The sequence below is a fragment of the Paenibacillus pasadenensis genome (assembly GCF_023715725.1).
In the GTDB taxonomy this organism is placed as follows: Bacteria; Bacillota; Bacilli; order Paenibacillales; family Paenibacillaceae; genus Paenibacillus_O; species Paenibacillus_O pasadenensis_A.
On record NZ_JAMBOT010000003.1, the window covers coordinates 209,783 to 235,392 of the forward strand.

The 25,610-nt window shown below is 57.3% G+C and carries 22 protein-coding genes and 1 pseudogene; 6 read left to right on the forward strand and 17 right to left on the reverse strand.

All coding sequences use genetic code 11. The features are described 5' to 3' along the window. Positions 1–24 precede the first annotated feature (24 nt). Positions 25–1,104, reverse strand: a complete 1,080-nt coding sequence (locus M3223_RS10110) for a Leu/Phe/Val dehydrogenase (protein WP_251561176.1) — start codon at positions 1,102–1,104, stop codon at positions 25–27. Between the two features lie 257 nt (positions 1,105–1,361). Here M3223_RS10110 and M3223_RS10115 point away from each other — a divergent pair, with 257 nt between their 5' ends. The 4 genes and pseudogenes from M3223_RS10115 to M3223_RS10130 all read left to right on the forward strand — a co-directional run bounded on the left by M3223_RS10115 (position 1,362) and on the right by M3223_RS10130 (position 2,649). Continuing rightward, positions 1,362–1,532 (forward strand): hypothetical protein, encoded by a 171-nt coding sequence (locus tag M3223_RS10115; protein WP_251561177.1) that lies wholly within the window; start codon positions 1,362–1,364, stop codon positions 1,530–1,532. Between the two features lie 196 nt (positions 1,533–1,728). After that, on the forward strand, positions 1,729–2,022 hold the full coding sequence (locus M3223_RS10120; RefSeq protein ID WP_251561178.1) for a hypothetical protein: 294 nt from the start codon (positions 1,729–1,731) through the stop codon (positions 2,020–2,022). Positions 2,023–2,285: 263 nt separating this feature from the next. Continuing rightward, a pseudogene (locus M3223_RS10125) lies at positions 2,286–2,387 on the forward strand (sporulation protein YjcZ); the annotation flags it as partial. A 118-nt stretch (positions 2,388–2,505) separates the two neighbouring features. Beyond that, entirely contained in the window at positions 2,506–2,649 is a 144-nt protein-coding gene (locus tag M3223_RS10130) for a hypothetical protein (protein WP_251561180.1), read from the forward strand. Positions 2,650–3,335: 686 nt separating this feature from the next. On the opposite strand, the gene M3223_RS10135 is transcribed toward M3223_RS10130, so the two are convergent. From M3223_RS10135 to M3223_RS10165, 7 genes are all read right to left on the reverse strand, one after another. Beyond that, positions 3,336–4,316 carry an ROK family protein gene (locus tag M3223_RS10135; RefSeq protein WP_251561181.1) on the reverse strand — a complete coding sequence of 327 codons (981 nt, stop codon included), beginning with the start codon at positions 4,314–4,316 and terminating at the stop codon, positions 3,336–3,338. A 181-nt stretch (positions 4,317–4,497) separates the two neighbouring features. Continuing rightward, the gene (locus M3223_RS10140) at positions 4,498–4,671 is read right to left on the reverse strand and encodes a CsbD family protein (RefSeq protein WP_251561182.1); all 174 of its coding nucleotides are present in this window, start codon (positions 4,669–4,671) and stop codon (positions 4,498–4,500) included. 199 nt (positions 4,672–4,870) lie between these two features. After that, complete coding sequence (locus tag M3223_RS10145; protein WP_251561183.1) at positions 4,871–6,049, reverse strand: NAD(P)/FAD-dependent oxidoreductase; 1,179 nt, start codon at positions 6,047–6,049, stop codon at positions 4,871–4,873. Positions 6,050–6,097: 48 nt separating this feature from the next. After that, positions 6,098–6,535 (reverse strand): DUF1641 domain-containing protein, encoded by a 438-nt coding sequence (locus M3223_RS10150; RefSeq protein ID WP_251561184.1) that lies wholly within the window; start codon positions 6,533–6,535, stop codon positions 6,098–6,100. 466 nt (positions 6,536–7,001) lie between these two features. Then, on the reverse strand, positions 7,002–7,523 hold the full coding sequence (locus M3223_RS10155) for a hypothetical protein (protein ID WP_251561185.1): 522 nt from the start codon (positions 7,521–7,523) through the stop codon (positions 7,002–7,004). Positions 7,524–7,717: 194 nt separating this feature from the next. Next, the gene (locus M3223_RS10160) at positions 7,718–8,920 is read right to left on the reverse strand and encodes a ParM/StbA family protein (protein WP_251561186.1); all 1,203 of its coding nucleotides are present in this window, start codon (positions 8,918–8,920) and stop codon (positions 7,718–7,720) included. 321 nt (positions 8,921–9,241) lie between these two features. Continuing rightward, positions 9,242–9,496, reverse strand: coding sequence for a hypothetical protein (locus tag M3223_RS10165; protein WP_251561187.1), 255 nt, complete (start codon positions 9,494–9,496; stop codon positions 9,242–9,244). A gap of 529 nt (positions 9,497–10,025) precedes the next feature. On the opposite strand from M3223_RS10165, the gene dat reads away from it, so the two are divergent. Beyond that, on the forward strand, positions 10,026–10,868 hold the full coding sequence (gene dat, locus M3223_RS10170; RefSeq protein ID WP_251561188.1) for a D-amino-acid transaminase: 843 nt from the start codon (positions 10,026–10,028) through the stop codon (positions 10,866–10,868). 295 nt (positions 10,869–11,163) lie between these two features. On the opposite strand, the gene M3223_RS10175 is transcribed toward dat, so the two are convergent. The 9 genes from M3223_RS10175 to M3223_RS10215 all read right to left on the reverse strand — a co-directional run bounded on the left by M3223_RS10175 (position 11,164) and on the right by M3223_RS10215 (position 23,546). Then, positions 11,164–11,931: a sporulation protein gene (locus M3223_RS10175; protein ID WP_251561189.1), complete on the reverse strand. Its 768-nt coding sequence runs from the start codon at positions 11,929–11,931 to the stop codon at positions 11,164–11,166. A 155-nt stretch (positions 11,932–12,086) separates the two neighbouring features. Continuing rightward, positions 12,087–13,652, reverse strand: a complete 1,566-nt coding sequence (locus M3223_RS10180; RefSeq protein WP_251561190.1) for a phytoene desaturase family protein — start codon at positions 13,650–13,652, stop codon at positions 12,087–12,089. Next, a complete protein-coding gene (locus tag M3223_RS10185) occupies positions 13,649–14,899 on the reverse strand; it encodes a glycosyltransferase (protein WP_251561191.1) in 1,251 nt (416 codons plus the stop codon). The genes M3223_RS10180 and M3223_RS10185 overlap by 4 nt, the downstream gene beginning before the upstream one ends. After that, entirely contained in the window at positions 14,896–15,711 is an 816-nt protein-coding gene (locus tag M3223_RS10190) for a lysophospholipid acyltransferase family protein (RefSeq protein WP_251561192.1), read from the reverse strand. The genes M3223_RS10185 and M3223_RS10190 overlap by 4 nt, the downstream gene beginning before the upstream one ends. Next, positions 15,695–16,561 (reverse strand): carotenoid biosynthesis protein, encoded by an 867-nt coding sequence (locus tag M3223_RS10195; protein WP_251561193.1) that lies wholly within the window; start codon positions 16,559–16,561, stop codon positions 15,695–15,697. Before M3223_RS10195 ends, M3223_RS10190 begins: the two co-directional genes overlap by 17 nt. Next, entirely contained in the window at positions 16,558–17,508 is a 951-nt protein-coding gene (locus M3223_RS10200) for a phytoene/squalene synthase family protein (RefSeq protein WP_251561194.1), read from the reverse strand. The genes M3223_RS10195 and M3223_RS10200 overlap by 4 nt, the downstream gene beginning before the upstream one ends. After that, positions 17,466–18,959 (reverse strand): phytoene desaturase family protein, encoded by a 1,494-nt coding sequence (locus M3223_RS10205; RefSeq protein ID WP_251561195.1) that lies wholly within the window; start codon positions 18,957–18,959, stop codon positions 17,466–17,468. The genes M3223_RS10200 and M3223_RS10205 overlap by 43 nt, the downstream gene beginning before the upstream one ends. Continuing rightward, entirely contained in the window at positions 18,956–20,584 is a 1,629-nt protein-coding gene (locus tag M3223_RS10210) for a phytoene desaturase family protein (RefSeq protein WP_251561196.1), read from the reverse strand. Before M3223_RS10210 ends, M3223_RS10205 begins: the two co-directional genes overlap by 4 nt. Before the next feature lie 388 nt (positions 20,585–20,972). After that, complete coding sequence (locus M3223_RS10215; RefSeq protein ID WP_251561197.1) at positions 20,973–23,546, reverse strand: ATP-dependent DNA helicase; 2,574 nt, start codon at positions 23,544–23,546, stop codon at positions 20,973–20,975. Between the two features lie 265 nt (positions 23,547–23,811). Between M3223_RS10215 and M3223_RS10220 the strand changes: the two genes are divergently transcribed. Further along, positions 23,812–25,380, forward strand: a complete 1,569-nt coding sequence (locus M3223_RS10220; RefSeq protein WP_251561198.1) for a histidine kinase N-terminal 7TM domain-containing diguanylate cyclase — start codon at positions 23,812–23,814, stop codon at positions 25,378–25,380. The last annotated feature ends 230 nt before the right edge of the window (positions 25,381–25,610 follow it).

Here is a 25,610-nt window from a genome sequence, read left to right on the forward strand (position 1 = left end):
GGCAAGCCGTTTTTATGTTCCGGTTTAAAGCTCCGACAATCTTGCCTCCGCCAGCCTGAGCGCAGCCTCCGAAGTCGGCAGAGCGCTGTTTGCCGCCAGCTCCAATACCTCCAGCAGCGTTTCTCCAACCGCGTCTACACTTCTCAGCAGCTCTTCCCGTCCGCCTCCCTGGAGCTCTCCAGCCGTAATAATGATGCCTCCGGCATTGATAATGAAGTCAGGGGCATAAAGAATGTTTCGTTCCTGAAGCATTAACCCGTGACGCTCCATGCGGAGCTGATTGTTCGCAGCCCCCGCAACAATGGAGCACTGCAGCTTCGGAATTGTCCGGTCGTCCAATATGCCCCCTGCCGCACAAGGCGCAAAAATATCGCAAGCGGTGCTGTATACACGGTCGGCTCTCACCCTGCGAGCTCCATAGAGCCGAATCGCCTCCGCCTCCGCTTTTGAATTCAAGTCCGAGACGAGAATACGCGCTCCATCTTCATATAAATACCTGCACAGCCGTTTTCCCACTTTGCCCAATCCTTGCACAAGCACCTTCAAATCATAAAGAGTCGGCAGATTGCGTCTGCGCTTCACTGCTGCGCGCATCCCTTTATAAACGCCGTAGGCGGTCATCTCAGCTGTAAAATCATCCGTCGCCATCAGGCTGCCGGTCGTATCGGTCACATGCGCGGTTTGCATGCGGATCGCATCCATATCCTGAATTGTCGTTCCGAGATCAAGTCCGGTAATATATCTTCCGCCCAACGATTCGATTTTCCGGCCCAATGCCTGAAACAATCTGTTTCGGGAATCCGCTTTTCCGTCTTGTTCAGCCGCTATCATGCGGGAAGGAGCCTCCTCTTGCCAAACGACCGCCTTTCCTCCACCGTACGGCAGACGGTAAGCCGCATTTTTAAAGGTCATTCCCCGGGCTAGACGCATCGCATCTTGCAGCGCCTCCTCCTCCGAGGCATATGACCTCATCCGGCAGCCGCCTAACGCCGGTCCACGCCGGGTATCGTGCAGGACAACAATCGCTTTAAGACCGGCAGCCGGATCATGACACAGCATTACCTGCTCGTAACCACCTGCAATTATTTCCCGGAAAATATTCACCTTAAGCCCCTCCCTGCCCCTTCGCGGACTACATTTTATGCGGAGTACCAGCAAGGATATTCGGCTCATCCAAAAGTCATCGTCCCCGGTCCGGCACGAGCGCAAGGGCTTATGCCAGCAGGCATTTATGCTGGAGACGGCTTGACCGGATTGGGCGAATGGAAAAATCAGCGTTTGCACATTTATGGTATCTGCCCAGACCTTTCCGCCAGCTGCCCCGTATGATGTGGCATACCACAAGAAAGGGGATTGACACCATGAATTACGGAGTTGGCGGTGTTGGCGGTGTTGACGCAGGCTGTGTCGGCGGTGCAGGCTACGGCGGAGGTTGGGGCGGTTGCGGCGGCGGCTGGGGCTACTCCAGCATGGGCGCCATTCTGGTTCTCTTCATTCTGCTGGTAATCATTAGCCGCGCATTCCTGTACTAGTTCATAGCGAACGCGGGTTGCTCGATTAATCAGAACCCTTCCATCCCCTGCAGCTGATGCTGCAGGGGATGTTTGCTGTTTCGGCGCTTGCCAAGGAAGCATCTGCTGCAAACGCACATTTCTCTGCGCGTCCAAACACTAGCAAGGGAGGCGGAATATCTTATCCTATCCTAGTAGAAAAGGAGAGAGTTAAAAGATGGGTGGATTTAATCGTTATAATTGCAATGGAGGGGATAGGCCAATTCCGGTTCCTCTTCCAGAACCAATTGAGGAGCTTGCGCTGGAGGAAGCATATTACCCGACTGCTTATCCTCCGTACAACGCCGCTGCTTATGACGCACTGAACAACGGGATTTTGGATGCAGCCCAAGGCCGCTACATTAATAAAGCGGCTTGCGGCAAAAACACAGGCGTCGTGCTTGTACTGTTTATTTTGCTTGTCATTATCGTATGCGTGTTCTGCAGCAAATTTAATCAACAAGCCGACTAACTTATCTGGCTTAAAGCAGCCTTAGTCATGTTAAGACCGCTTCAGATCAGCGCCGTCCGAAGGTGAAAACCGCGGGCGGCGCTGTTCTTGTTATTGCCGTACTCCCTGTGAACAGGGGGCTTTCTCGGCATATGCCTATTTATGAGCAAATGACCTTCCTGCCCAAACATCCCGGGGGCCGTTCGCGTATGATGTCTTATCTCAAGCGAAAGGGGATTTGACAAATGTCATACGGCGTTGGCGGTGTAGGCGGAGTAGGAGCAGGTTGTGGCGGACTTGGATACGGCGGTCTCTGGACGAACACGGGAGCAATCCTTGTCCTGTTCATCCTGCTGGTTATCATCAGCCGGGCGTTCCTCTACTAGTTCGCATGAAATGAGTGCTTTAGGTTCATCACTTCGATGCACCAAAGCTCGTCATGGCTGATTTCACAAAGAATCTATTGTTTACAATATCTCTTCCAAAACGAAAGGGGATTTTCAAATGAATTATGGTGTAGGTCCAACTGCAGTAGGCGGCGTAGGTTACGGTCAAGGATGTTGCGGCGGCTTCGGCGGCTCCAGCATTGGCGCTATCCTCGTTCTGTTCATCCTGCTGGTTATTATCAGCAAAGCTTTCCTCTGCTAGTCGAACGGTAATCCGTTCTTCGCCTTGCAGCGATTAGCGAAAAAGCCTCTGCCCCGGCAGGGGCTTTTTGCATATTTTAAACTTTATATATCGTTAGACTCGCCGAGAACAAAAAGTTTATTTAAGTTAATTTAATAAAACGAAATTCATTTAAATAAATAAATGATACATACCTATGAGTTTAAATATGTTGTATTTCCAACAGGACTTTCACTGGGGTTTTAATTTCAGCCCTTGAACAATAGCTTGTTAATTTGCAGGCAGCAACGATACAATGATTCAAGATCGGCCAGTAAAATCCGGACTGCAAGTACAAACGAACATCAATGACAAACGAACATGAATTTCAATCGAAGCCGAATCATTCAAAAGTTGAGCAAACAACATATAGAATCTGTGACGGACCGGACTAAATGAGATTCAGGCTGAACGAAACGAGCCGGTGCGGAATGACTGAGCAGCAACGAAAAATAGCCAAAAACCGCACAAAATGTAGAATGAAGCGAGAAACGAACGGGAAAATCATCGATTTTGGGCTTTTTTGGTCAATAATGTTCAGAAAAAGAGGGAGAGGAAGGTTTATTTACGAACATTTATCAAGATTTCTTAATTGAAAATTCGGATTCAAGCAAAAAAAAGAAGCGTTTTTAAACGTTAACCGTAAAAACGCTCCTTCCTCCCGGACATTAGACGGAGATCTCCCCAGATAACCTGCCACTGCCATAAAAAGCTGCGCCAACCCTTCCGGCATTCCCGCCCAATTGAGCCGTAACGATTGTGCAGGCTTGAGAAGAAACGCGCAGGCTGCGCTTAGTGACGATTTCCCGTGCGGAAGCAAGCAAGCGCTCCCCGGCGGCGGACATTCCGCCTCCAATAACGACAAGCCCGGGATTAAAAAGATTGATTGCCGTCGCGAGGCCAAAGCCTAATAGTTGCCCGGTTTCATGCATGACTTCAATAGCCAGACCGTCTCCAGCGTCGTAAGCATCGGAAATCATTTGGGCCGTTAGGTTTTCAATTTTGCCATCGATCCGTTCCTGCACCATACTCGACCTTCCCTCTGCAAGCCGTTCGGTGAAAGTTCTAACCATGCCCACCGCAGAGACATATCTGCCCAGGCATCCCGAGCTTCCGCAGCGGCAAGGACGCCCTTCCCGGTACATGTTCATATGGCCAATTTCCCCGGCGCTAGCCGTTTCCCCGTAAAGAACCGCTCCGTTCATGACGATTCCGGACCCAAGCCCAGTGCCTAGAGTGAGCAGCATCAAGTTTTTTACGCCAGCCCCGGCTCCGAACCGCCACTCCCCATAGAGATTGGTTCGTACGTCGTTATCAATAAAAACCGGGAAAGAAAAAACTTTTTGCATCTCCTGAACAATATGAATATTTTCCCATTCCGGAAAATTAGGCGAGAAATACGATAAGCCCTCTGCGGGGTTTAATAGCCCGGGAATGCCCATTCCCATACACTTCACTTCTTCCTGCGCCGCATTAAGCTCTGCCAGCATGTCTACCACGATCCGTTTGATTTTGTCCAAAACAAATATGGGACCGGCTGCCGCTTCCGTTGGGTCATTCCGTTCAACAAGGGCTTCAAACGCAGCCGAATACACAGCCGACTTGATATTTGTCCCGCCAAGATCAATTCCAATGATATAACGTTTCAACTTGATTCCCCCTTTCGCCGTGGACTCATTGTAAACCAACCCATTCTTATGTGTAATGGAGAATTGAAGAGTAAATATGGATTTTTCATGCCTGTATTTCTGCCAAAAAACGAAAAAAATTCCTCCTGCAGCAATGCTGCAAGAGGAATTTTCCTATTTTTTACGGGCTGCAAGTCAGCTTTTAATGCCGGTCCTTAATCTCTCCGACCTTCTGCTGCACCTCGCCCTTAGCTTTATCGACCTTGCCTTCCGCTTGAAGGCTCCGGTTATTCGTAGCGTTGCCCCATTGATCCTTGGCTTCGCCTTTTACCTTGTTGACAGCACCTTTTACTTTATCGCTCAGACCATCTGGCATGGTACATCGCTCCTTTGGAAATAGTATTAGCTTAGGACTCGCTATAGTTCTACTTACCCTTCCCGCCGGAACACGAAACGACGCGGTTTTAGGATGGCTTTCCGCTGCCGGGCCATTTCAGCATAAAAAAACAAGCTTTCCAGCCGAAGCTGGAAAGCTTGTAGATATCGCAGCTGCTGAAGCAGCATGCAGGATGATTTTAGTAAGCGAGGGAGAACAGGCCGTTAATATGCGACAGGTAACGGATGTTGGAAGCTTCCTTCATCAGCGTTGCCGGCAGACCTTTCAGGCGGGTTTGGTTGCCGCCGATCGTGCCGATTGCGTCCTTGCGGCCGAGCGAGCCCAGCGTACCGGAGAATACCGGCGAGAACGAATCCATCGGATAGTTGTTGAAGTAAGCGAACAGGTTGTAGCCGATCAGCTCGCCCATTTGCCAAGCCAGCTGTGCTGTTGGCGGGTATGGACGGCCTTCAGGACCCATAACGACGGCGCTGTCGCCGGCGATAAACACATCCGGGTGGGAGGTGGACTGCATTCCTTCCGTAACGGTTGCGCGTCCGCGGTTAACTTCAATGCCGCAGTTAGCGACAACGGCTGTGCCTTGTACGCCGCCAGTCCAAACAACCGTGCTGGATTCAATCGTGCTGCCGTCTTTCAGGGAAACGGTCGTGCCTTTCATTTCCGTGATTGGCAGGCCGGTTTTGAATACAACGCCGCGTTTTTCCAGGGAAGTTGTCGCGCGCTCAACGAGTTCAGCCGGGAAGCCCGGAAGAATAGTCGGAGCAGCCTCGACGCAGTACAGAGAAACGTCGTCGTAGCTGATGCCGTGCTGTTTCACAAAACCTGGCAGCATGTCGGCAAATTCGCCTACGAGCTCAATACCGGTCAGGCCGCCGCCGCCGACTACAAAGGTCAGGTCTGCTTTGTTGCCGGATTGTTTGAACTTCGCAACGCTTGCTTCCACATGCGCTTTCAGCTTGTTGGCGTCAGCAACGGATTTGAGTGTGAAGCTGTTTTCTTGCAGGCCCGGAATGCCAAAGAAGGCCGTTTCAGTGCCAAGCGCAATAACAAGCGCGTCATAAGTCAGCGTCGAACCCGTGGAGAGCTTGACGGATTTCTCATCCGGCTTGATTTCAGTAACTTCACCAATCTTCAGATCGATGTCTTTGCCGCGCAGAAGCTTGTCCAGCGGCAGCGCAACGTTGCCTTCGGAGAGGTTGCCGACGGCCAGACGGTGCAGCTCGGTGATGATTTGATGCGCGTTGATGCGGTTAACGACCGTAATCTGGGCTTGAGCCGGCGTGAAGTGCTGACGCGCCGTCGTAGCGGCCAGAAGTCCGCCGTATCCGCCACCCAGGATAAGAATATGCTTAGCCATGTTCATCCTCCATTCACGTTCTATCGGCCTCCCCGCGGGAGGACGCGGTTAGTTCTGGTTTTTTTGCTTTTCGCCGAGGTTGTCGAGGAACGCTTGCGTAAAGCGCAGCGTGCGCTGAACGTTAGGGTCCTTCAGCATGCGCAGCAGGCCGAACAGGCCGACCGACGTGTTCTCGTTTGCTGCTTGGTCGCCAGCTTCGATAGCTGCTTGAGCAACCGTCTTCGTTTTGTCGACGATTGGCTTTACCATTTCGCCAAGACCGCCGCCGAAGTCGTTGATGAGCACTTTGTCCGTTGCGAGGGACTTAGCCACATCATAGGAGTTGGTCAAAAGAGTAACGATTTCGGCCAGCTTTGGAAGATTGTCGACGAGCACCGTGAGGGACTCTTGCACTTCCGGCTTCATGAGCTGATCAAGGATGTCGCGCTGTTGCACGGAGGCTGGCTCTTGAGTCGCCACCGCTGGAGTAGATTGGTTGTCGGACATGGAAATATTTCCTCCTTTACTCTGGAAATGCGGTTCCGCCCCCGTGCCGTATGCCGGAGAAGCTGCCTGCAGACAGCATTCTCCGGTCTGGCGGTCGGGGAGGCAATTCGCTTCGCTGCAGGGTGCAGCAGGGCGCTTTTGATGCGTTTGGCGTCTTTGTACCAAATTTCACAAATCGCGGCACAATTGTGCCGGAAACGCAGAATCGCCCTTCTGCACCCGGCAGCGAACGACGAGATCGGACGCTTTCCGGTCTATGCGTTGTCGGCCCGTAAACGGCCCGGAACATCTATTGGTTAGTTTACAACTTAACGGCTGGAACTGCAAAAGAAAAATGAGGATTTTCAACAAAGTTTTTGCTGCTTCGCTCATTTTTATAGGGTGCAGGCCAAAAAAGCCCCTAAGCCGCCGCATTCATCACGCGGCGGCTTAGGGGCCCTCCCGCGCGGGCTAACGCCACGCGCGGTTACATCCAGCTATCGATGTCATCGTCATCGATATCATCTTCCGCCGGAGCCGCTTGCGCCGGCTCCGGTTCAGGCTCCGCCGCAGCGGCAGCCTGCTGCGGCAGCAGCGCCTCGGACGGGACGACGTCCCCGTCCGCAGGCGCCTCCGCCGCCGCGGCGCTCTCGCGCGCGGCTGCAGCGGCTTCGCGCGCCGCAGCCTGCGGCGGCTCCGCCGCGGGCTGCGGCTGCGCCGGAGCCATCGCTGCGGCGGCGGCAATCGCCGCGCCGCCGCCAAGGGCCTCGCTGCCGGCTGCGCCTTGCGCAGCGCGGCCCGCCGCTCCCCCGGCCACGAGAACGCCTCTCTCGGCCGGGATGAACAGCTGCAGATTCCGCACGCCATGCTCGCGGATCTCATTTTCAACCAGATAGCGAATCGAGTCCATCAGGTTGGACTGGCCGTTGATCCAGTCCATCACCTCGGGGGACTCGTTCTTTTTCGTTTTCAGGCTGATATTTTCTCCGGGCTGCTTGATTTTCTTCACCCGGTCTCACCCCCTGTACTTGCGTGAAGCTCTGCTCGAGCCGCAAATGGAAAATGGGTCCAGCCTGGCGGCAGCCAAGCCGTCCCCATTTTAATTGAGCCGCACTTCCGCTCCGCGCATCCGCGCTTACGTCGGTCCGCCGGAGCTCCATGCCTGCTTTACTCGCCGGCTAGCAGCAGCCTTCAGATCGTCTTTTAAACCGGCTGCTTCGGCCCTTTTGCCTTCAGCGCCTCAAAAATTTTGCCGCGTACAAAGGCATCCAGACCTTCGGCATTCATCGTCACCGCATGTTCAGCCGGAATGTACAGCAGCTTGATTTCGCGCTCCTCGCAGAGCTCAAGCAGCATTGGCTGCAAAATCGGCTTCATCAGCACGCTGCCGCCGCCATAGACGCAAATGACGTCAATCTCATTGCGGGCTTTGGTCAGCTGTTTGCGGATATTTTGTACGATGTGGCGGGCTTGTCCCTCCAGCGGGCGGCGCAGCGTCTGAATCGCGCGGCTGTGGTACTTATGCTGCGGATTTTTGATGACGTCGCTGAAAAACTGGCGCGGGCTGTCCGGCAAATAAACCAGACGGTTGAAGTCGTCGAGCGCTTCCTCGATCGCATAACCGGCTCCGTGATGGCTGCCGTGCACGAACTGGCGCAGGAACTTATTGCCCTCGGTGATCGGATATTCCGTCGATCCGTCGCCGATATCGGTATGCAGAATACGCTTGTCCTTGAAGTACTGGCCGGAGAACTTCGCTCCCAGATCGTACGCTTCAACGAATTCGTCAAAAATCTCGCCGGAGCGCCATCCGCCCTCGCGGTCCTTTTGAAGCGCAAATACGACCGGAGTCGCTTCCGGAATCGCTTTGACATACTCGAATTCAACCGTCACAGCTACCCGGACCTTGTTCAGATGCACGGTAACGCGATGCGTGCCGTCCATGAACTTGGATTCGAACTTGGCTGCGTTGTCGTCGGTATGCTGGGTTACCGGCAGCGCCGTTGCCATATCGATCGTCACTTCAATCGGCTCGCTCGGCAGTCCTTTCGTCTCGTCATAAGCGCGCTGTACGGCAACCGCAGCTACCTGCGCCAGCGTGTTGATGATCGGAAGATCCATGTCCGCTTTGTTATCGATTCCGATTTGCAGGTTTTCCAGCAGCTCGCCGCTCATCAGCGCGAACTTCCCGATATAATACATCCCGGGACGCGCCGCAGGGGAGTCGATCGTTACAATCAGCTGGTCTTGCAAGTTGCGGATGAAGCTTTCCGGCGGAAGCTCGTCACTCCAAGGAAGCTTGTCCACCCGGCAGCACACATTGGGCTGGCGAATGAGCTTTCCGTCCACGAACAGATCATGCTCGCTGTTGCCGTTGTCGTTGCCTACCTGAAAATGTACCTTCACCTTTGTTTCCTCCTCGTCTCTCTGTTCAGGGAGAGCGTTTCGCCGGCAATTTAGCCGGAATGTTTGGACTTTAACGACTGAGCGTCGCTGCAAGCGCGGCTGCACGATTCCGTGTGCGAGGCTGATTCCGCAAAAGAACCGCTCCTCGCAGCTCGAAAATACAGACGCCTTAAACAGCCATTCGGTAATGCTTGGTAATATCATTCGACAGCAGCCGGAAATTTCCTTCCGTACCGCGCGAAATTCACAACTTGTTCCCCATTGTGGCGGATATTTCCTGGGGAATAGACTGAATTTTCAGGATAATTATCCGGATTTTTGCTATGGCTGTCCCCGTTGTCTTCCTCTTTCCACTAGCAGCCAGCCTGACGCATAAACGATAACGAGCACACTGCCCAGTCCCGCTTTGACATACATATTGCCTTCAAAAATAAGAAGCTGGATAAGCACCAGCGCAAGCAAGCTTGTATTTTCCTTGCCGAGCTTCCGGTAGGTTCCTTTGCGGATGCGGTAGAGCAGCACCCCGATAACAAGCGCGTAGATCAGCAAAAACAGCAGTGCTGCGAACAGTTCCACAGGCATCTCCCCCTTTGATCGGATCTCGAAGCCCGCAAGTAAACGCATTCAATAGTCAGAACATACAGACAGATTATTGAGGCATACCAAGTGTAACCTAGCTTTGATGTCGAAGTAAGGGGAAATGTGTTCGGCTTTCGCCGCCTTGTTAGTTTTCTTTTAGAATGCAGGTTAGCTAGGTCCGGTTTGCCAAAAACGGTCTCCGATGCGCATTGTTCCTCCACGTTGAACCGTTGACTTCTAGAGCTCCGGTTTCAATCCTTTTCACCGGAGTTTAAATTTAAGACGCAGCAGGCGGCTGTTTTGTTTTCATTGGCCGCCCTTTTCTCCTGCGCTTGTCTCTACTAATGGCGCTGAAGTATTCTGGCTATAGACTACTGAGGAATGCAGAAGTTAGCGCACCTATCTTGCAGCAAAGGCATGCTCACCGGCCAATCGCGAGGTTTCAGCTTTGCAATTGAAGTTGGACAACAACTTGCTCGTTTCTCCGGCTCTGTTTTATCAAAAAGCAAAATAGGAGTGATACGCAATGAGTCTTGCTTACTTTAATGGACGTTATGTAGCGCTGGATGAACCGGTTCTGCCAATTGAGGAACGCGGACACCAGTTTGGCGACGGCGTTTATGAGTTTTTGCGCGTATACGGCGGCCGCCCCTTCATGCTGGAGGAGCATATGGATCGGCTCTATCGCAGCGCTGCCCTGATTCGGCTGGAAATCCAGATGAGCCGGGAGGAGTTAACGGACACGGTATATGAGCTGATCCGGCGCAGCGGACTGGCTGACAGCGACATTTATTTGCAAGTGACGCGAGGCATTGCGCCCCGCAACCATCCTTTTCCGACGACCCCTCCATCGGTCACAATGACAATAAAGCCATCCTACACGCTGCCGCCAAAGCTGCGCGACACAGGAGCTGAGGTGCTGCTGCTGCCGGACGAGCGCTGGATGAACTGCCATATCAAATCTCTCAATCTGCTTCCGAATCTGCTGGCGAAGCAAACCGCCGTGGAGCAAAGCTGTTTTGAAGCTGTGTTCGTGAGGGACGGCATGGTGACGGAAGGCTCGAGCTCCAATGTTTATCTGGTCCGTGACGACGCTATTCAGACTCATCCGCTCTCGAATCTGATTCTAGGCGGAATTGTCCGGCAAGCAGTGCGACGCATGGCGGATGCTGCCGGCATTCCATTTGTCGAGGAAGCATTCACGCCTGCCCAGCTGCTGGAAGCCGATGAGGTTTTCTTAACGAGCAGCGGTATCGAAGTGGTTCCTGTTGTGAAAGTGCGCGGCGAAGGAATAATTGGCAGCGGGTCGCCGGGTCCGGTATCCCAAGAGCTGCACCGGCGGTATAGCGCTTTGACGACCGCCCGGTAATAGAAATTAACGCCGAACCGCAGAACAGTCGGATATGATCTGAAAAGATAACCGCCGCCCGTTTGGCTTATCGGATTAAGACCAATAACGGACTACTTTGTTCTGAAAACCGGAAAACAGACCGAATTAAGACCAAAGAATGGTCCTATTCCGCCTATTTCTTCAAAAACCGGCTCAATTAAATCCAAAATTGGTCTTATTTTTATGTTCCGCTTTCCCTGCTCGGCTGCGCCCGCCATCCCGCTCTACGAAATAAAAAAAAGCCTCCTCCCGGCCGGGAAGAGGCTTCTTCACTTTACATAAAACGGCGGATGCGCTGCTCTAGCTCATTAGCCAAAGCGCTGCGGCCGCGGCGGATTTCCGATTCGCTCAGACGGAACAGCGTGCGCGACTCGTCGGTGCCCAGCCATTCGGACAGCGCGCCGGAGCGGCGGTCCACTTCCATCAGCACATCGACGTAACCTTGCGCCGGCACAAGAACCATTTCCAGCTCATCGAGTCGGCCAAAGCTGCGCGTGCGCGGAACAAATTCGAATTCCTGCAAAATCGGCGTTCCCAGACGGGAATGCGGCGCGTACTTGCACTCTACCTCGCGGGTACGGAAGCCGAGCTCGTCGACCGCTTCCAAAATATCCTCTACGAGCGGATGCGGCAGCACCCGGATATAATCGTTGTCTCCGGCGTCGAGCGCGCTGGCGATATCAAGCGAAGTTTTGATCCATACCTGCGTGCCGCCAGCGGTCACCGGCGTGTACAGCGGAAGCTCCAGGTTAAAATCAAATTCCTCGATTTGATTCGCTCCAATCTGGAAGGAAGCGCGCAGCGGCAGACGGGCCAAACTCACATTTTCGCGAACCTTCGTGTCGTTCACTTCTTTGATGTAACTCGTCATAACGAGCAGCTCAATGCCGTTGATCTGCTGCGGAACCGAACCGCCTTTAACGATAATATGCCCTGTAATAGTGTCGCCCGGACGGACGCCGCTTTGCGGCACCTCCAGCACCGTATCCACCTGAGCCGAACCGATCCCCATTGAAGCCATCATATTTTTGAAAAAGGACATTCCCGCACACTCCCCTAGCCGAAGTTGCCCATCCCGCAAGCCCGAGTCTGTCACGCAAGGGTGCTAGCCGAGGGAATGGAACTGGAAATTGATACGCCGTTAAACGGTCAAAAGTTTCAACCAACTTTCCCGGATTTGTTCATCCCGCTTGGCTGTTAACTGCGCTGCAGCCCAAGCTCCTCCCCGATCAGCCTCTCGGCGACAAGCCGTCCGCCCATCGTGACAATCGGCGTTCCGCCGCCGGGGTGGGTCGAGCCGCCCACATACCACAGGCCGCGAACGTCGCGATCCCGGCTCGGAAACCGGAAAAAAGCTTGGCTGAACCTGTTGGAGGATGCCCCGTAAATGGTTCCCCGCCATGCGCCGGTGCGCCGCTCCAGATCATCTGGCGTCAAAATGCGGCTGAAGCCGCCGCGCTCAGGCTGAATCGCCCGGCCAAGCCCGTGCAGACCCCGCTGCTCCAGGCTTGAAACGATGGCGGCGGCATAATCTTCCTTTATCGCCTCGTAATTCAGGCCTTCCCGGCAGGCCGGAGCGTTCACAAGCACAAACAGGCTGCGGCGGGTCGCATCGCCGCCGGACCTGCACACATAAATAGCCGGTTGCTCCGGCAGCTGGCGGCGTCGGAACAGATCGTCGAACTCACGCGCATAATGCTCCGGGAAAAATACATTATGATGGCGAAGCAGCCCGTAATCCTCGCACACGCCAAGCAGGAGCACAAAACCGGCTACCGACGGCTCAAGCCGCTCCAGCTTCCGTTCGGCTGCAGCGGTCTGCAGCCGGTCCTCCGGCAGCAGCTTTAACCGCGCCGACAGAGGATCGGCATTCACCACAACGGCGTCCGCCCGGAAAACCCCCTCATCCGTGTCCACGCTGACCGCCCGTCCGTTCTCCGAAACGATGCGCCGCGCCTCAACACCGGTGCGGATATCCACCCCCAGCTCGCTCGCCAGACGGCCAAAGGCTTCCACAATGGAGTAAGTGCCGCCCTGCACGGCAAACACGCCGAGGCCGCTCTCGACATGGGCCATCATGTTAAAAATGGACGGCGCCTGCTGCGGAGCGGAGCCGACATAAGTCGCGTAGCGCCCGAACATCGCCAATGTGTGCGGATGCCGGAAGTACCGGCGCAGCGTCCGCTCCATGGAGGTGAGCGGCTTGATCCGGCAGAAGCCGGACAATAGGGAAGGACGCAGCTTATCCCGCCAATTCAGCATCAGCCCGCTCAAAAATTCCCGCTCCGCCAGACGGTAGAGACGGCGGCTTTCCTCCATAAACGCCCTGTAATTCCGGGCGTCTTCCGGGCTGTACGCCGCAATTTGCTCCTCCATTACACTCGCGTCCGGCGTTACCTCAACAACAGTACCGTCATGGAAGCTGTTCCGGGCGATCGGGTCAAGCGGATGAAACGTCAAATAATCCTCCCGGCGCCGTCCCGCCGCAGTAAATACCGCATCAAACACCGGCTGCATCGTCATCGTGCTGGGACCGTTGTCGAAGCGGTATCCCGCCTCCTCCACGCGCTGCAGCTTGCCGCCAAGCTCCGGCTCTTTTTCAAGCAGCGTCACCCGGCAGCCTTTGGCAGCAAGATGAATGGCGCAGGACAGGCCTCCCAGACCGCCGCCGATCACAACAACCTTCCCCTCCGCCGTTCGCGGCCGGGCTGCTGGCGGGGATAACTTAGCGCGGACCGCACCCGGTTTTGCGTCCTTTATCATGCGTACCGCCGCCCCTTCCATTCATAACCTTTTCGGCGGTAATGCCTCCAGGCCGAGTCGAATCCAATGAGCAAAACGACCGTTATGCTCATTGGCAGCAGCAGGCAGTGCCAGACTGGCAAACCGCTGATCCGGTCCACGGACAGCTTGATGAGCGCGCCAAGCACCCATGCGGCAGCTGCCCAGGGAGCCCAGCCGGGCGTGCTTCCAGCTGCCATCGCCGCAGCTGCGGCAACGAGCCCTGCAGCCGGGGCAACATAGAGCAGGCTGTACATCATCGCAACAAACGCCAGCAGAAGCGGATTGCGCCCCATGCCGGGGAACAGATTTTTACGGTATCCCGCCCACACCTCCGGCGCGCTGCGGTACATTCGCATGGAGGAATGCCGGTCGATTTGCGCCAGCCGGACCGGCTCGCCGCAGCGCTTCGCCTGCCGGATCAGCTCCATATCATCCAGCAGGGATGAACGGACGGCTGCATGCCCCCCGGTAAGCCGGTAGCTGTCCCGCTGCATGAGAATAAAAGCACCGTTCGCCGCAGCAAATCTAGGGTCGCTAGAGCCGCCGACCAGCTTGAGCGGCAAATGGCAGAGAATCGTGAACATCATCATCGGAACAGCCAGCTTTTCCAGCCAGGTGCCGGTTTGCTGCCGGGGAAAACCGCTGATCAGCCCTCTCCCCTGAGAGCTGGCCGCCAGCGCCGCCGCTTCCAGAGCATGCGGCTCCAAACGCACATCCGCATCGATAAATAACAGCCAGCGTCCGCGGGAAGCTGCCGCCAGCTGGGAGCAGGCGTACGATTTGCCGAGCCAGCCTGCCGGAAGCTCGCTTCCCTGCAACAACCGAATGCGGGACTCCGGCCGGGCGGCCAGCCCCCCGGCAAGAATAGCTGTTCCGTCATCCGAGTGGTCGTCCAGCACGATAATTTCCAGCGGCGGCTCCCGCAGCGCAAGCAGGCTTTCCAGGCAGCCGCTTATGTTGCGCTCTTCGTTTCGGGCTGGAATGAGAATCGAAATATCACTAGGCAATACTTCGGAATACTTGGAATTACTTTTTTTGATATTTGAAGTAAGATCGAGATTTGAAGAGGTATGAGCAGAATTAGAAGCTGCAGCTTTTCTAGTGGAGGAGGCGCCTATACCTAAAGGAGCCTCTTCGCCTAGCGGAACATAGTATTTTCGGTTCCACCAAACGAAACAGAGCTGCAGTGCCAACAGTCCCGTTACGACCGTAAAAAAAGCCGTCATCGGCCCCATCTCTCCTTCCAGCTGCGGTAACGGTCCGAGGTGGAGCGTCCGCCGCTTAAAACGAGCCGAAAGCTACCGCCTTTGTCCGGAAGCGGATGCTCGGCAAGCTCCCGGCGATGCTCCTCCGCTTGGTTTTGCAGCCGGTCCGCAACAAGCGACGCCGCTTCCGCCCGGCTTAATCCGCTCCAGTCAAGCGTTAGCGGGCGGCCCGCTTTTACTGTAGCCGCCGGCTTCTGGTGATCGCCTAACACATAATGCAGCGTAACCGGACGTACCTCGGCAGCGCCAAGGCGGCATAGCAGCTGTCCGATTCCGTTCTGCGCCTCAACCGAAAGCTCAGGCGGCGTAATCGCCCCTTGCGGGAAAATCCAGACCGGACAGCCGCTGCGCAGGCGCTGCTCCGCGTACGTAAGCGCCGCCAGCACATCCCGGGGGCGTTCCCGGTTCACTGAAAAAGCGCCTAAACGCCGGAAAAACGGATATTGGCGCAAGCCCCGCTCATCCATCAAAATGTACGGATCGGAGCGAGTCAGCCGTTCCGTCAGCTGAAACAGCACCAGCCCGTCCCACCAGGAAACATGGTTGGCGGCATAAAGCACCGGCAGCCGCTGCTTGCGCTGAACTGGCGCGGAGGAGGGAATATTTTGCACAACAGGATCGAAATGAGCAGAATTAGCGCCTTCTGCCACATCCGCCGCAGCGTCCAGCTCGCCTGACAGGTATACGCCGTGCAGGTAGCGGGGAAACAAATAGACACTCTGATAGAGCGCGAATATATGCCTAAAGAGCCGGCTTTTAGCGGCGGGAATCAAGGAGGCTCCTCCCTTCCGAAGCAGCGATGAACAGCAGTGAAAGAGTAAAGGCCGCATAAAGTCCCGCCTTCAGAGCCAGCAAACCGAACAGGAGCAGCATGAGCTGGTACAGGCGGCGGGAGAGCGTCCGCCCTTCCGGGCCCGTTCGCAGCCCTGGAAGCAGCAGCGACAGCAGCGCGCCGATGACAAACCAGCTGATAAAATTGGCCGTTGGAATTCCGTAGTAGAAGCCGCCTCCCGCCCAGTCCCAAAATCCTCTCGCTTCCGCGACCGGGTCCAGCACGGCGTCCAGCGCAAGCACCCACGCTCCCGTCTCAATGGCCCGCCACACCCGGCTGCGCGCCGTGGACAGAAGGGCTCCGCACAGCATGACGCCAACCCAGGCTAACCCCATCGTCCAAGGAACGCCGGAAACAAGCGAGCCCAGCATATCGGCATACGTATACTCGCCAAAAGGAAATCCCGTATGCGTGCCGACCCATTCCACCGCAAACGTTCCGAGACTGACCAGCAGCAGCGGCAGGGCAAGCCGCCTCCAGCCCAGCCCTTCGGCAGCCAGCTCGCTCAGGCTGAGCGCGAACAGCGCCAGAAACACGCCGTTGGCGAACTCTAGCTGGCGAGGAACCTCGCCAAACACCATCAGGACAAATCCAACCGCATACCAGATGAGAAACAGCATGCTGAACGGCCGCCCGCTCAGCTGCGTCCGCTCCAGAAGGCGGCGAACGGCTGTTGCTGGAGCCGCATCAACGCCACCCGCCCCTGCCGATCCGTCTGCGCCGCTTCCCGCTGCGGGCCGCTGCTGCTCCGCATCATAAGCCGCGCTCCCGCGACCCACGCCCTGGCTCACAAAGCCATCCGCTTAGCCGGATCCTCCGGCAAACTACGCTCGCCATGGTCGCGCTGCGCCCGCTGCGTTCTATCCTTCTCTTCCGCAGACCCGGCCTCTCGTGTTTGCTCCGACGCCATGTCCAGCATTACATTCCGCAGCAGCAGCCTGCGGGCGTCGCCCGTGACGTAGGCCCGCTTCGTAAATACGTCCCAGCCGTTCGAGCGCGCCGCATCCACAATTGCCCCGTAGTAGGCCGCAGCCAGCCGAACGGCAAATTCACTGTCCGCAGGATAGGTTCGGATGCCCTGAAGTCCGCGCCGGAACCAATCGTCTGCCAGCGCCGCCAGCTCTTCCGCCATTCCGGCAAACGCCTCGTCCACCAATCCTGCGTCAAAATCATGCTCGCTATAGCCGTACCGCTCCATCAGCTGCAGCGGAATGTACCGGCGGCCCAGCTCCCGATCTTCACCCGCGTCGCGGAGAATATTGACGATCTGCATCGCTTTGCCAAGCCAAACGCCCGCCTCGGTAATGACAGCATCCGGCTGCTCATGCAGCACGGGCAAAAGCATTTCTCCTACGGAACCCGCTACGCGGTAGCAGTAATCCTCCAGCTCCTCCAGCGAACGGTAATGGGTGCGGTAACGATCCATTCGCTGGCCGCCCATTTGCGTGCGGAACGGCTCTTTGCCAAGCGGAAAGCTGTCCAGCAGCCAGCGCAGAGCAGGCCAAATAAAATGCCCGTCCGCCTCCTCCAGACGGTCAAACCTCTCCTCCAGCTCCTCCAGCGTATAAAAAGCCCGCTCCGGCTCGTCGACGGAATCGTCGATCATGCGGCAGAACGCATAGATAACAAAAACCGCCTCCCTGCGCGGAGACGACAGCAGGCGGAACGCCTCATAAAAGCTCGCAGAGCTCTGTTTCATGACCGCTTCGCACTGAGCGGCAAGGCGGGCTTCCAGCATGACCCCAACTCCTTTTCGATTAGTCGGCCGAGCAGCCGCGCTCCCTGCATCACAATCGGAATGCCGCCTCCGGGATGAACCGACGCCCCGACCGCATACAGCCGATCAACGGGCAGCGGTTTCACCTGCGGCCGGAAGCCGCCGGACTGGCGCAGCACCGGCGCGATGCCAAAGCTGCCTCCGCGATACAGGCCTGCGCGCGCCGCATCGCGCGGCGTCCGGACTCGCCGCCAGCGGATTGCCTCCCTTAATCCGGGAAAGCAGAGCTGCTCCGCCCTTTCCAGCACAGATTCGATCAGCTCCGCTCCCTCGCCGTCCCAATCGAGGTCCTCGTCGGCCGGGACGGGAATGAGGAAGTACAGCACGCTTTCTCCGGGACGGGCGGCATCCGGGTCAACGGCTGCGGGATTGAACGCGTAAAACGAAGGCGCAGCGCTAAGCTTTCCACGGCGGAAAACATCCCGCATATGCTCCATATGCCGATCCGGCATGAAAAACTGATGCGCCCCGGCGTTTTCCCAGCGCCGGTCCAGCCCCAAATAAACGAGCAGACATCCGGAGGAAGGAACATAGCTCCGCCGCTTGGCGCGCCCCCCTTCCAGCAAGCTGCTCAGACCGGGGTAATCGCCGTTGTATACAACAGCGTCGTAGCCGATCCGCTGGCCGCCGCACTCGATCCCCGTACAGCGGCCCGACTCCGTCAGCACGCGGTCTACCGGCGTTTCCAGATGAAGCGTGATGCCCGCAGCCCGGCAAGCGCGCTCCAGCGTTGCCGCCAGCGTGCCGTAGCCGCCTTTTAAATACCAGATGCCGTGTTTATGCTCGCTGTAAGGAATAAGCCCGTACAGTGCCGGCGACTGCTGCGGTGAGCCCCCGATATAAAGCGACTGCAGGGAGTAGGCGTCGCGGATGCGCTCCTTGCGAAAATAATCCGCCGTCCAGGGACGAAGCCCCCGATAGGCGCGGGAACGCAGCAGAAAGGCCAGGTTCGCCGGTGTAAGAAACGAGCGCGGGCCGTCAAACGTGCGGGAAAGAAACGCTTGGAAGCCGTAATCGAACAGCCCCTCCATGTCCTGCATATACCGGCGGAAGTCTTCTCCCCCTCCGGGATAAGCCGCTTCCATAATGCGCTCCTGCTGGCCGGCATCCTGCCATTTTGTCCAGCGTGATCCGTCCGGGTAGTAAAAATCGTACAGCGGGTCGATTCGCAGCAGCTCGATCTCGCCGCGCGGCACTCCCGCCTCCTCCAAAATGTCCAGCAGCAGCTCCGGCAGCAGCACAATGGTCGGCCCTTGGTCGACGCGAAAACGACCGGTGCCGTCTTCCTCAAAAGCCAGCCTGCCGCCAACCTTCGCGTCCTTTTCGTATAGCTCCACCTCGTACCCCTGGCGGCGCAGCAGCAGCGCTGCCGTCAGGCCGCCGACACCCGATCCGATGACCGCTATCTTCATGGCCGGCTCTCCGCAGCGGCAGCACGGGCGCTTGCAAGTCCCGCTTCCGCACCCGCGCCAGCAGGCTTCGCTCCCGAAGCCGTTCGCTCCGGGCCGGCCTGACCGCGCCTCCACCGTCCCAAAAATCTCCGCTCGGGCGCTGCCCCGCCTTGAGACTGCTCCAGCAGGCGCACGCTGATTATGGCCGATTGTATAATCGTTGGCAGTCCGCTGCCGGGATGTGTTCCTCCTCCTGCCAGATAACAGCGGTCGACCTCCTGGAATTTGTTATGCGGGCGCAGGTACATCATCTGGTCCAAGCTGTGGGCTAGGCTGAACGTAGCGCCTTCGTACACGTAGGAGCGCTGCTCCCAATCATGCGGCGTGTACATCAATTCCTCCTCCACGAGCGCCTCCAGCCCGGCTGCACTGGCGAAGCCGCATTCCCCTGCCAGCTTTTCCAGCATGAGCTTGCGAATGGACGGCGCTTCAGCGTTCCAATCGATGCCGGAGCGGTTGTTCGGGACGGGCATCAGCATGTACACCGCCGATTTACCGGGCGAAGCCAATGTCGGATCAAGCCGGGAAGGATGATGAATGTACAGAGACGGCTCCTCCGAGAGAACCATTCGTTTGGTCATATCGTCGACGTTGCTCCGATAGTCGGCGGCAAACACGATTTTGTGATGGGGCAGAGGCAGCTCCGAATTGATTCCCAAATAGAGCATAAAGGTGGACAGGGACAGCTTTTTCCGGATGAGCTTAGCTGGGGAGTAAGCCTTCAAAACGCCCGGTTCGAACAGATTTGCCGCCGCATGGGCAAAGTCAGCGTTGATGACGACCGCGTCCTTTTCCAACCGCTCGCCGTTATCCAGCTCCACCCCTCTGGCCTGTCCGTTCCGGACGAGCACGCGCCGCACGCCCGTTGCCAGACGAAGCTCCGCTCCGTGCTCCTGAGCCGCCTCCGCCATCGCTTCGGTAATCCGGTTTAAGCCGCCGACGGGATGGTACAGGCCGTATTCATGCTCCAGAAAGCTCAGCATCGTGAACGTGCCGGGGCATTCCCATGGCGACATGCCAAGGTATTTGGATTGAAAGGAGAACGCCCACCGCAGCCGCTCGTCCGTAAAATAGCGCGAGAGCCGCTTATACACCGTATCGGCCGCATCCAGACGCGGCAGAGCCCGCAGCATATCGGCTGATAAATACCCGCCCGCGCTCGTAAAAGGGCGCTTCAGCAGCGGCAGCACACGGGACAGCTTGTCCCGTTCCCGGCTCATAAAGCGGAGATAACGCTCGCCGTTTCCGGGAAAGAGCTCCTCAATGCTTTTAGCCGTGTCCTCATGGCTGCCGCCCGGCGAAAATTCCAGATCGCCAAACTTCAGCGTGTACAAGGGATCGACCTTTTTCAGCTCCATGTAGTCCTGCAGCCGCCGTCCGGCCAGCGCGAACAGCTCTTCCAGCACCGGCAGCATCATCAGAAAGGTCGGCCCCCGGTCAAATAGGTAGTCTCCCAGCCTAAGCGCAGAGGTCCTCCCCCCGACATAGGGCTGTTTTTCCAGCACCGTTACGTTATGGCCGTTAGCTGCCAGCAGCATCGCCGCCGCCAGCCCTCCCGGTCCGGCTCCGACCACGGCTATGTCCAACCTTTTCCCCACCGTATGTCACCCGCTTCCCCTTGATTGCTCTTCTCCCTTTTCGTTTCCAGCGGCTTTAGGGCATAACGATCCCGTTCGGCCTTCCGTCACTAAATATTAACCGTTGGGTATATTAAATAAACACCAGTTCAGGAAATAGATTCAAGTTAGCGGATTGAGGCCAAACAACCGGCTTCAGGCTTGTACGGATGACTGAGTTTGTACTCAATATATGGGAGCCGCTGCCAAAAAAGAACGGCTGAGCAACACTGTCTTTTGCTTCATTTGCATCTGCGGGAAAGCGGACGGCAGCCTTGGTGCGCAAAAAAAAGAACCCGGGACCGCGCTCTGGCGGACTCGGGTTCTAATCATGCAACATGCTGCTAAACAATGTGCCTCAATGACTGCGGTCGGCGGCCTGGAGCCATTCCTCCGGCAGCAAACGCCGATAGCGGGGCTGGCGGTAACGGTCGTCGATGAGCAGCAGCGCCCCGCGATCCTCTTCGCTGCGAATAAGCCGGCCCCCCGCTTGCAGCACTTTGCCGATGCCCGGATAGACGTACGCATAGTCAAAGCCGCTGCGGCCCTGGCGCTGCTCATAAGCGGCCAGCAAGTCACGTTCCGAGCCGATCTGCGGCAAACCGACGCCGACAACGGCCACTCCCGTTAGTCTGTCCCCTGTAAGGTCGACTCCCTCCGAGAAAACGCCGCCCATGACCGCAAAGCCGACCCGCACCGCGCCTGCTTCGCTGGTTTCATAGACCGAAAGATAGCCGTCCCGCTCCTCCTCCGACATTTCCGGCCGCTGCAGCTGGAGCCGCAGCTCTTTTCCGTTTCCGAGCGTATAGGCGGCCCCCGGCTGAAATCGTTTGGACACGCCGTCTTCAGCCGCGTCCTCTGCGTCCGGTTCATCCGGCGCTCCCAGCTCCGCGAGCAGTTGGCGAAATGCCGCATTCATATAAGCGTAGGAAGGGAAAAACACGAGCCAATTGCCGCCTCTCCCGGAGGTTTCCTGAAGCAGCTTGCGGACAAGCGGCTGCAGCGTCGTCTCACGATCCGCATAACGGGTTGAATACGGCACAATTTCCACATCCAGCTGGCCGGAGTCAAACGGGGACGGCAGCGTCAGCGACCGGTCCTCTTCATCCGCGCCCAGCTGGTCCATATAGAAGGAGAGCGGGGAAAGCGTCGCCGAAAAGAACACCCGCCCGCCATAATGCTTGGCCGTCTGCCGCAGCAGCTGCGACGGATCAAGGCACTGAAGGGTAACCTTAACCGAGCCTCCCTTCGACCGTTCCGCAATAAAGGCGAACCGCTCGTCGTACCAGCCGCCGGCCGCTTCAAAGGACTTGGCGGCCCAGTATGTCTCCAGCAGCAGCTTCGAAGCGTCGGGCGCATGAGCATCCGCCCCTTCATCCGCTGCACCGGAACGTGCAGCGACTGAAACCGCCTCCGCTTCTGCCGGTCTTCCATCCGCCGCAGCGGTTATGATTCCGGCGCTTCCGCCAACTTCTCCGGCGGCTAACGCGGCCGCAGCTGTCTCGGCGAAGGCGCTCACAGCCGCGAGCAGCTCCTGCGGCGGCGCTTCGCCGGTGAAAATGCCCGCGCCGGCAGCTTTCAGCTCCGCCGGGCCCTCTCCGCCGGCGTCCATCTGTTTGCGCAGCGCAATGAACTGCGCGTTGACGGCTTTTGCTGCCGCCGCAAGCGCGGGAGCGCCGCTTTTGAAGCTGCGCTGCAGCGCAAGAAACGGCGCTTTGTCCAGCGCAGCGGAATACATGGCGCGGGCGCGGTCAGGCAGGTTATGCGCCTCGTCCACGAGCAGCGCCGACCGGCGCGCTTGCTCCGCCAGCAGCCGCTTCAGCGATATTTTCGGATCAAACACATAATTGTAATCCCCGATAATCACATCCGCCGCATAAGCTGCGTCGAGTGAAAACTCGAACGGGCAGACCCGGTGCTTCAGGGCATAACGCTCCACCGTCTCGCGGGTAATGAGCGTTTCCTCCTGCAGCAGATCAAGCACCGCTCCGTTAATCCGGTCGAAATATCCATCGGCGAACGGGCATTCCGCCCCGTCGCAGCGCACTTCCGGCTGCGGGCAGATTTTTTCCTTCGCGGTTAGCGTCACCGCATGAACAATCAGCCCGTCCTTTTCCATACGACGCAGCGCATCCTCGGCAGCCGCCCGTGTTGTCGTGCGCGCCGTCAAGTAAAACAGACGGGAAACCTCGCCAAGCGAGCGCACCGCCGGCCAAAGCACCGACATCGTTTTGCCGATGCCGGTTGGCGCTTTGGCGAACAGGCCGCCGCGTGTTTCCAGCGTCCGGTAGACCGCTGCGGACAACCGCTTCTGACCGGGCCGGAACCGCCCAAACGGAAAGTCCAGCCCGCCCAGGCTGGCGTCCCGCCGCTCGCGGTGCCGCTGCATCATGCGAGCATATGGAGCATAAGCCTCCAACAGCCAAAGCATGGATGCCTTTAGCTCTTCCATGGAGCAAATCCGGCTCAGCCGGCGAACTTCTCCTGTGTCCTTTTGCACATAGGTTAGCTGAACCCGCATCCGCTCCCGCTCCTGCTGCACGGCAAACATGTAGGCGTATCCCATCGCCTGCGCCCAGTGGACGCGAAAACCGTCCTCCGGCAGTTCTCCAAGCGGCATGGACACCGACTTGATCTCGTCTACAGCCTCCATGCCCTCCTCGCGAAGCAGCCCGTCACAGCGCCCCTCGATCGTCCATCTCACCCCGGCATGCTCCAGCTGCTCGCGCAAAAAGAGCTCCCGTTCATCCTGCTCGCCATATGCCGCCTGAATTTCCTTATGGATCCGCGCTCCCTCCGTCATCGCAACCGCGCTGCGAAAGCCGTACACGATGCTGCCGCCGCGACAGGCGTATTCCGCCAGCGCGCGAACCGCGATACGCAGCCCTCCGCTCTCTATGACCGCATCCGTCTCCAGCTCCATCTGCGCCATGCCGCAGCACCTCCCGAACATCCGTTTGCCGTCTATTGTATCATCATCCCCGCTCCGGCTCCACGCCGGAAAGCCTCATCGTCCTTACCGCTTGGCTTGCACTGGCTGACGGAAGGGCTTTTTGTAATGAGCGGCGTTTGGTCTCGTCCGATCCCGCTCATGCTGGAATGCCGACACAATTTGACGCAGATTGCATTCCTATTCAAGCCGCGATTATGCTACGCTGGAAATAGAGTCCAACATTATCCGACAAGGATGTCATGCTATGCCTTTATTTACACCTACTTATATTGTGCTGGCTGCGCTTAGCGGCGTGCTGAACGTTCTCATCGCCCTCTACGCGCTGATGGTGCGCGGCATGGTGTCCATCCGCCAAATTTACTTGCTGTTATGCTCTTCGTTTATTCTGTACGCCTTTGGAGCTGCATTCGAAAAAGCGTCGACCAGCCTGGAAGCCGTCCATTTCTGGACAACCGTGCAATATGCAGGCATGCCCTTTGCCGCTCCGCTGACGCTGCTCATGGTGCTAGAGCTGCTTGGCAAGCAGGATATGCTGTCGCGGACGGGCAAGCTGCTGCTGTTTGTCATTCCCAAGCTGACGTTTATGCTGGTCGCCACCAATCCTTATCACCATCTGTTCTACCGCGAGCTTTATTTCCGCCAAGACGGCGCCGTTCGCAGCGTAGATTTTGTCATGGGCGAGTGGTATGTCGTGCACGGCAGCTACACGTCGGGAGTGTTGATGCTCAGCTTCCTGCTTGTGCTGTTTCGTCTATTGAAACCGTCTGCCGGATTCAAAGCTCAACTGGCCGCAGTAGCCGTCGGCATCGCCCTGCCGGTCAGCGCTTCTCTAGCGTATTTGCTTGGATGGAGCCCCTATGATATAGATCCCGTGCCCGTTGTGCTCTGCATTACAAGCGGTTTGTATGCGTGGGCTTTTCTGCGGGCCGACATGCTGTCCATTCTCCCGGTGGCGCGCGATACGATTATGGAAAGCATGGGGGAAGGCGTGCTCGTCATGGACGCGGACTGGCGGCTGCTCGACAGCAACCGCTCCGCCCGTCAGCTGCTGCCGGAGCTCGACCGGGCCGCCATCGGAGGCAGCATCCGCGAGCTCGGACTGCCCGCAGAGGCTTCCGCCGCCTTCCATACCGCGCTGGAAGCGCCCGGCAAGCCGGTTTCCTTTGCGAGAGGAACCGGCGACAGCACCGCGCACTTCGAGGTTTACTCCGCACCCGTGCAGCGGGGAAGCGGACGCAGCGGCGGCCATCTGCTCGTGCTGAGCGATACGACGGAGCGCCAGAAGCTGCAGGAACAGCTGCAGCGCATGGCTTCCCTGGATTCGTTAACCGGCATTCTGAACCGTGGCGCCTTCCTGTCTGGAGCGGCTGAGTCGCTGGCTGCCTGCGTCCGCGAGAAACGCCCCTGCTCGCTGCTGCTGTTTGACCTGGATCATTTCAAAGTCATCAACGATACGTACGGCCATGAAACCGGTGATCGCGCGCTGCTGAAAATGGTCGAGGTTTGCCGGCAGATCATCGCTCCCGGCATGCTGTTCGCCCGTTACGGGGGCGAAGAATTCATTCTGCTGCTGCCCGGAATGGACGGCGCACAAGCGGTTCAGCTGGCCGAAACCATCCGTATCGCCGCGGAGCAGGCTAGGTTCGACAGCGCCGACGGGCGTCCGGTGCAAATACGCGCAAGCTTCGGAGCCGCTGACACAGCGCCCGGCCGGGTGCCGGATTATCAGGAAATGTTTCGTCGCGCAGATCATGCGCTATACCAGGCCAAAGAAGCAGGGCGCAACCGGGTCATCCTTGCCGATCGGAATTAAGATAGCTAGTCTAATCGGGCCTCATTACGAATATTCTGGCATTGAAGGTTATTCTTGACGGGCTGCTCCTAAAATTAAGGGGCGGTTGCGGTCCACTCGTTGCAGGAGTTGCTTTTGGCAACCTTAACTGCCATTCCTTCCGCTGTCCTCCCTTGACGTCCCGTGGAGCGGAGAGCGGAAAGAATTGCGAATCTTCAATACCCGAGTATAACGATTGGTATATAGTTAAT

Excerpts from the sequence above, each read along its gene's own strand:
- M3223_RS10115 (WP_251561177.1), top strand. The coding sequence starts at position 1,362 with ATGAATTACGGAGTTGGCGGTGTTGGCGGTGTTGACGCAGGCTGTGTC.
- M3223_RS10120 (WP_251561178.1), top strand. The coding sequence starts at position 1,729 with ATGGGTGGATTTAATCGTTATAATTGCAATGGAGGGGATAGGCCAATT.
- M3223_RS10130 (WP_251561180.1), top strand. The coding sequence starts at position 2,506 with ATGAATTATGGTGTAGGTCCAACTGCAGTAGGCGGCGTAGGTTACGGT.
- M3223_RS10140 (WP_251561182.1), bottom strand. The coding sequence starts at position 4,671 with ATGCCAGATGGTCTGAGCGATAAAGTAAAAGGTGCTGTCAACAAGGTA.
- M3223_RS10145 (WP_251561183.1), bottom strand. The coding sequence starts at position 6,049 with ATGGCTAAGCATATTCTTATCCTGGGTGGCGGATACGGCGGACTTCTG.
- M3223_RS10150 (WP_251561184.1), bottom strand. The coding sequence starts at position 6,535 with ATGTCCGACAACCAATCTACTCCAGCGGTGGCGACTCAAGAGCCAGCC.
- dat (WP_251561188.1), top strand. The coding sequence starts at position 10,026 with ATGAGTCTTGCTTACTTTAATGGACGTTATGTAGCGCTGGATGAACCG.
- M3223_RS10175 (WP_251561189.1), bottom strand. The coding sequence starts at position 11,931 with ATGTCCTTTTTCAAAAATATGATGGCTTCAATGGGGATCGGTTCGGCT.
- M3223_RS10180 (WP_251561190.1), bottom strand. The coding sequence starts at position 13,652 with ATGATAAAGGACGCAAAACCGGGTGCGGTCCGCGCTAAGTTATCCCCG.
- M3223_RS10185 (WP_251561191.1), bottom strand. The coding sequence starts at position 14,899 with ATGACGGCTTTTTTTACGGTCGTAACGGGACTGTTGGCACTGCAGCTC.
- M3223_RS10200 (WP_251561194.1), bottom strand. The coding sequence starts at position 17,508 with ATGCTGGAAGCCCGCCTTGCCGCTCAGTGCGAAGCGGTCATGAAACAG.
- M3223_RS10205 (WP_251561195.1), bottom strand. The coding sequence starts at position 18,959 with ATGAAGATAGCGGTCATCGGATCGGGTGTCGGCGGCCTGACGGCAGCG.
- M3223_RS10215 (WP_251561197.1), bottom strand. The coding sequence starts at position 23,546 with ATGGCGCAGATGGAGCTGGAGACGGATGCGGTCATAGAGAGCGGAGGG.
- M3223_RS10220 (WP_251561198.1), top strand. The coding sequence starts at position 23,812 with ATGCCTTTATTTACACCTACTTATATTGTGCTGGCTGCGCTTAGCGGC.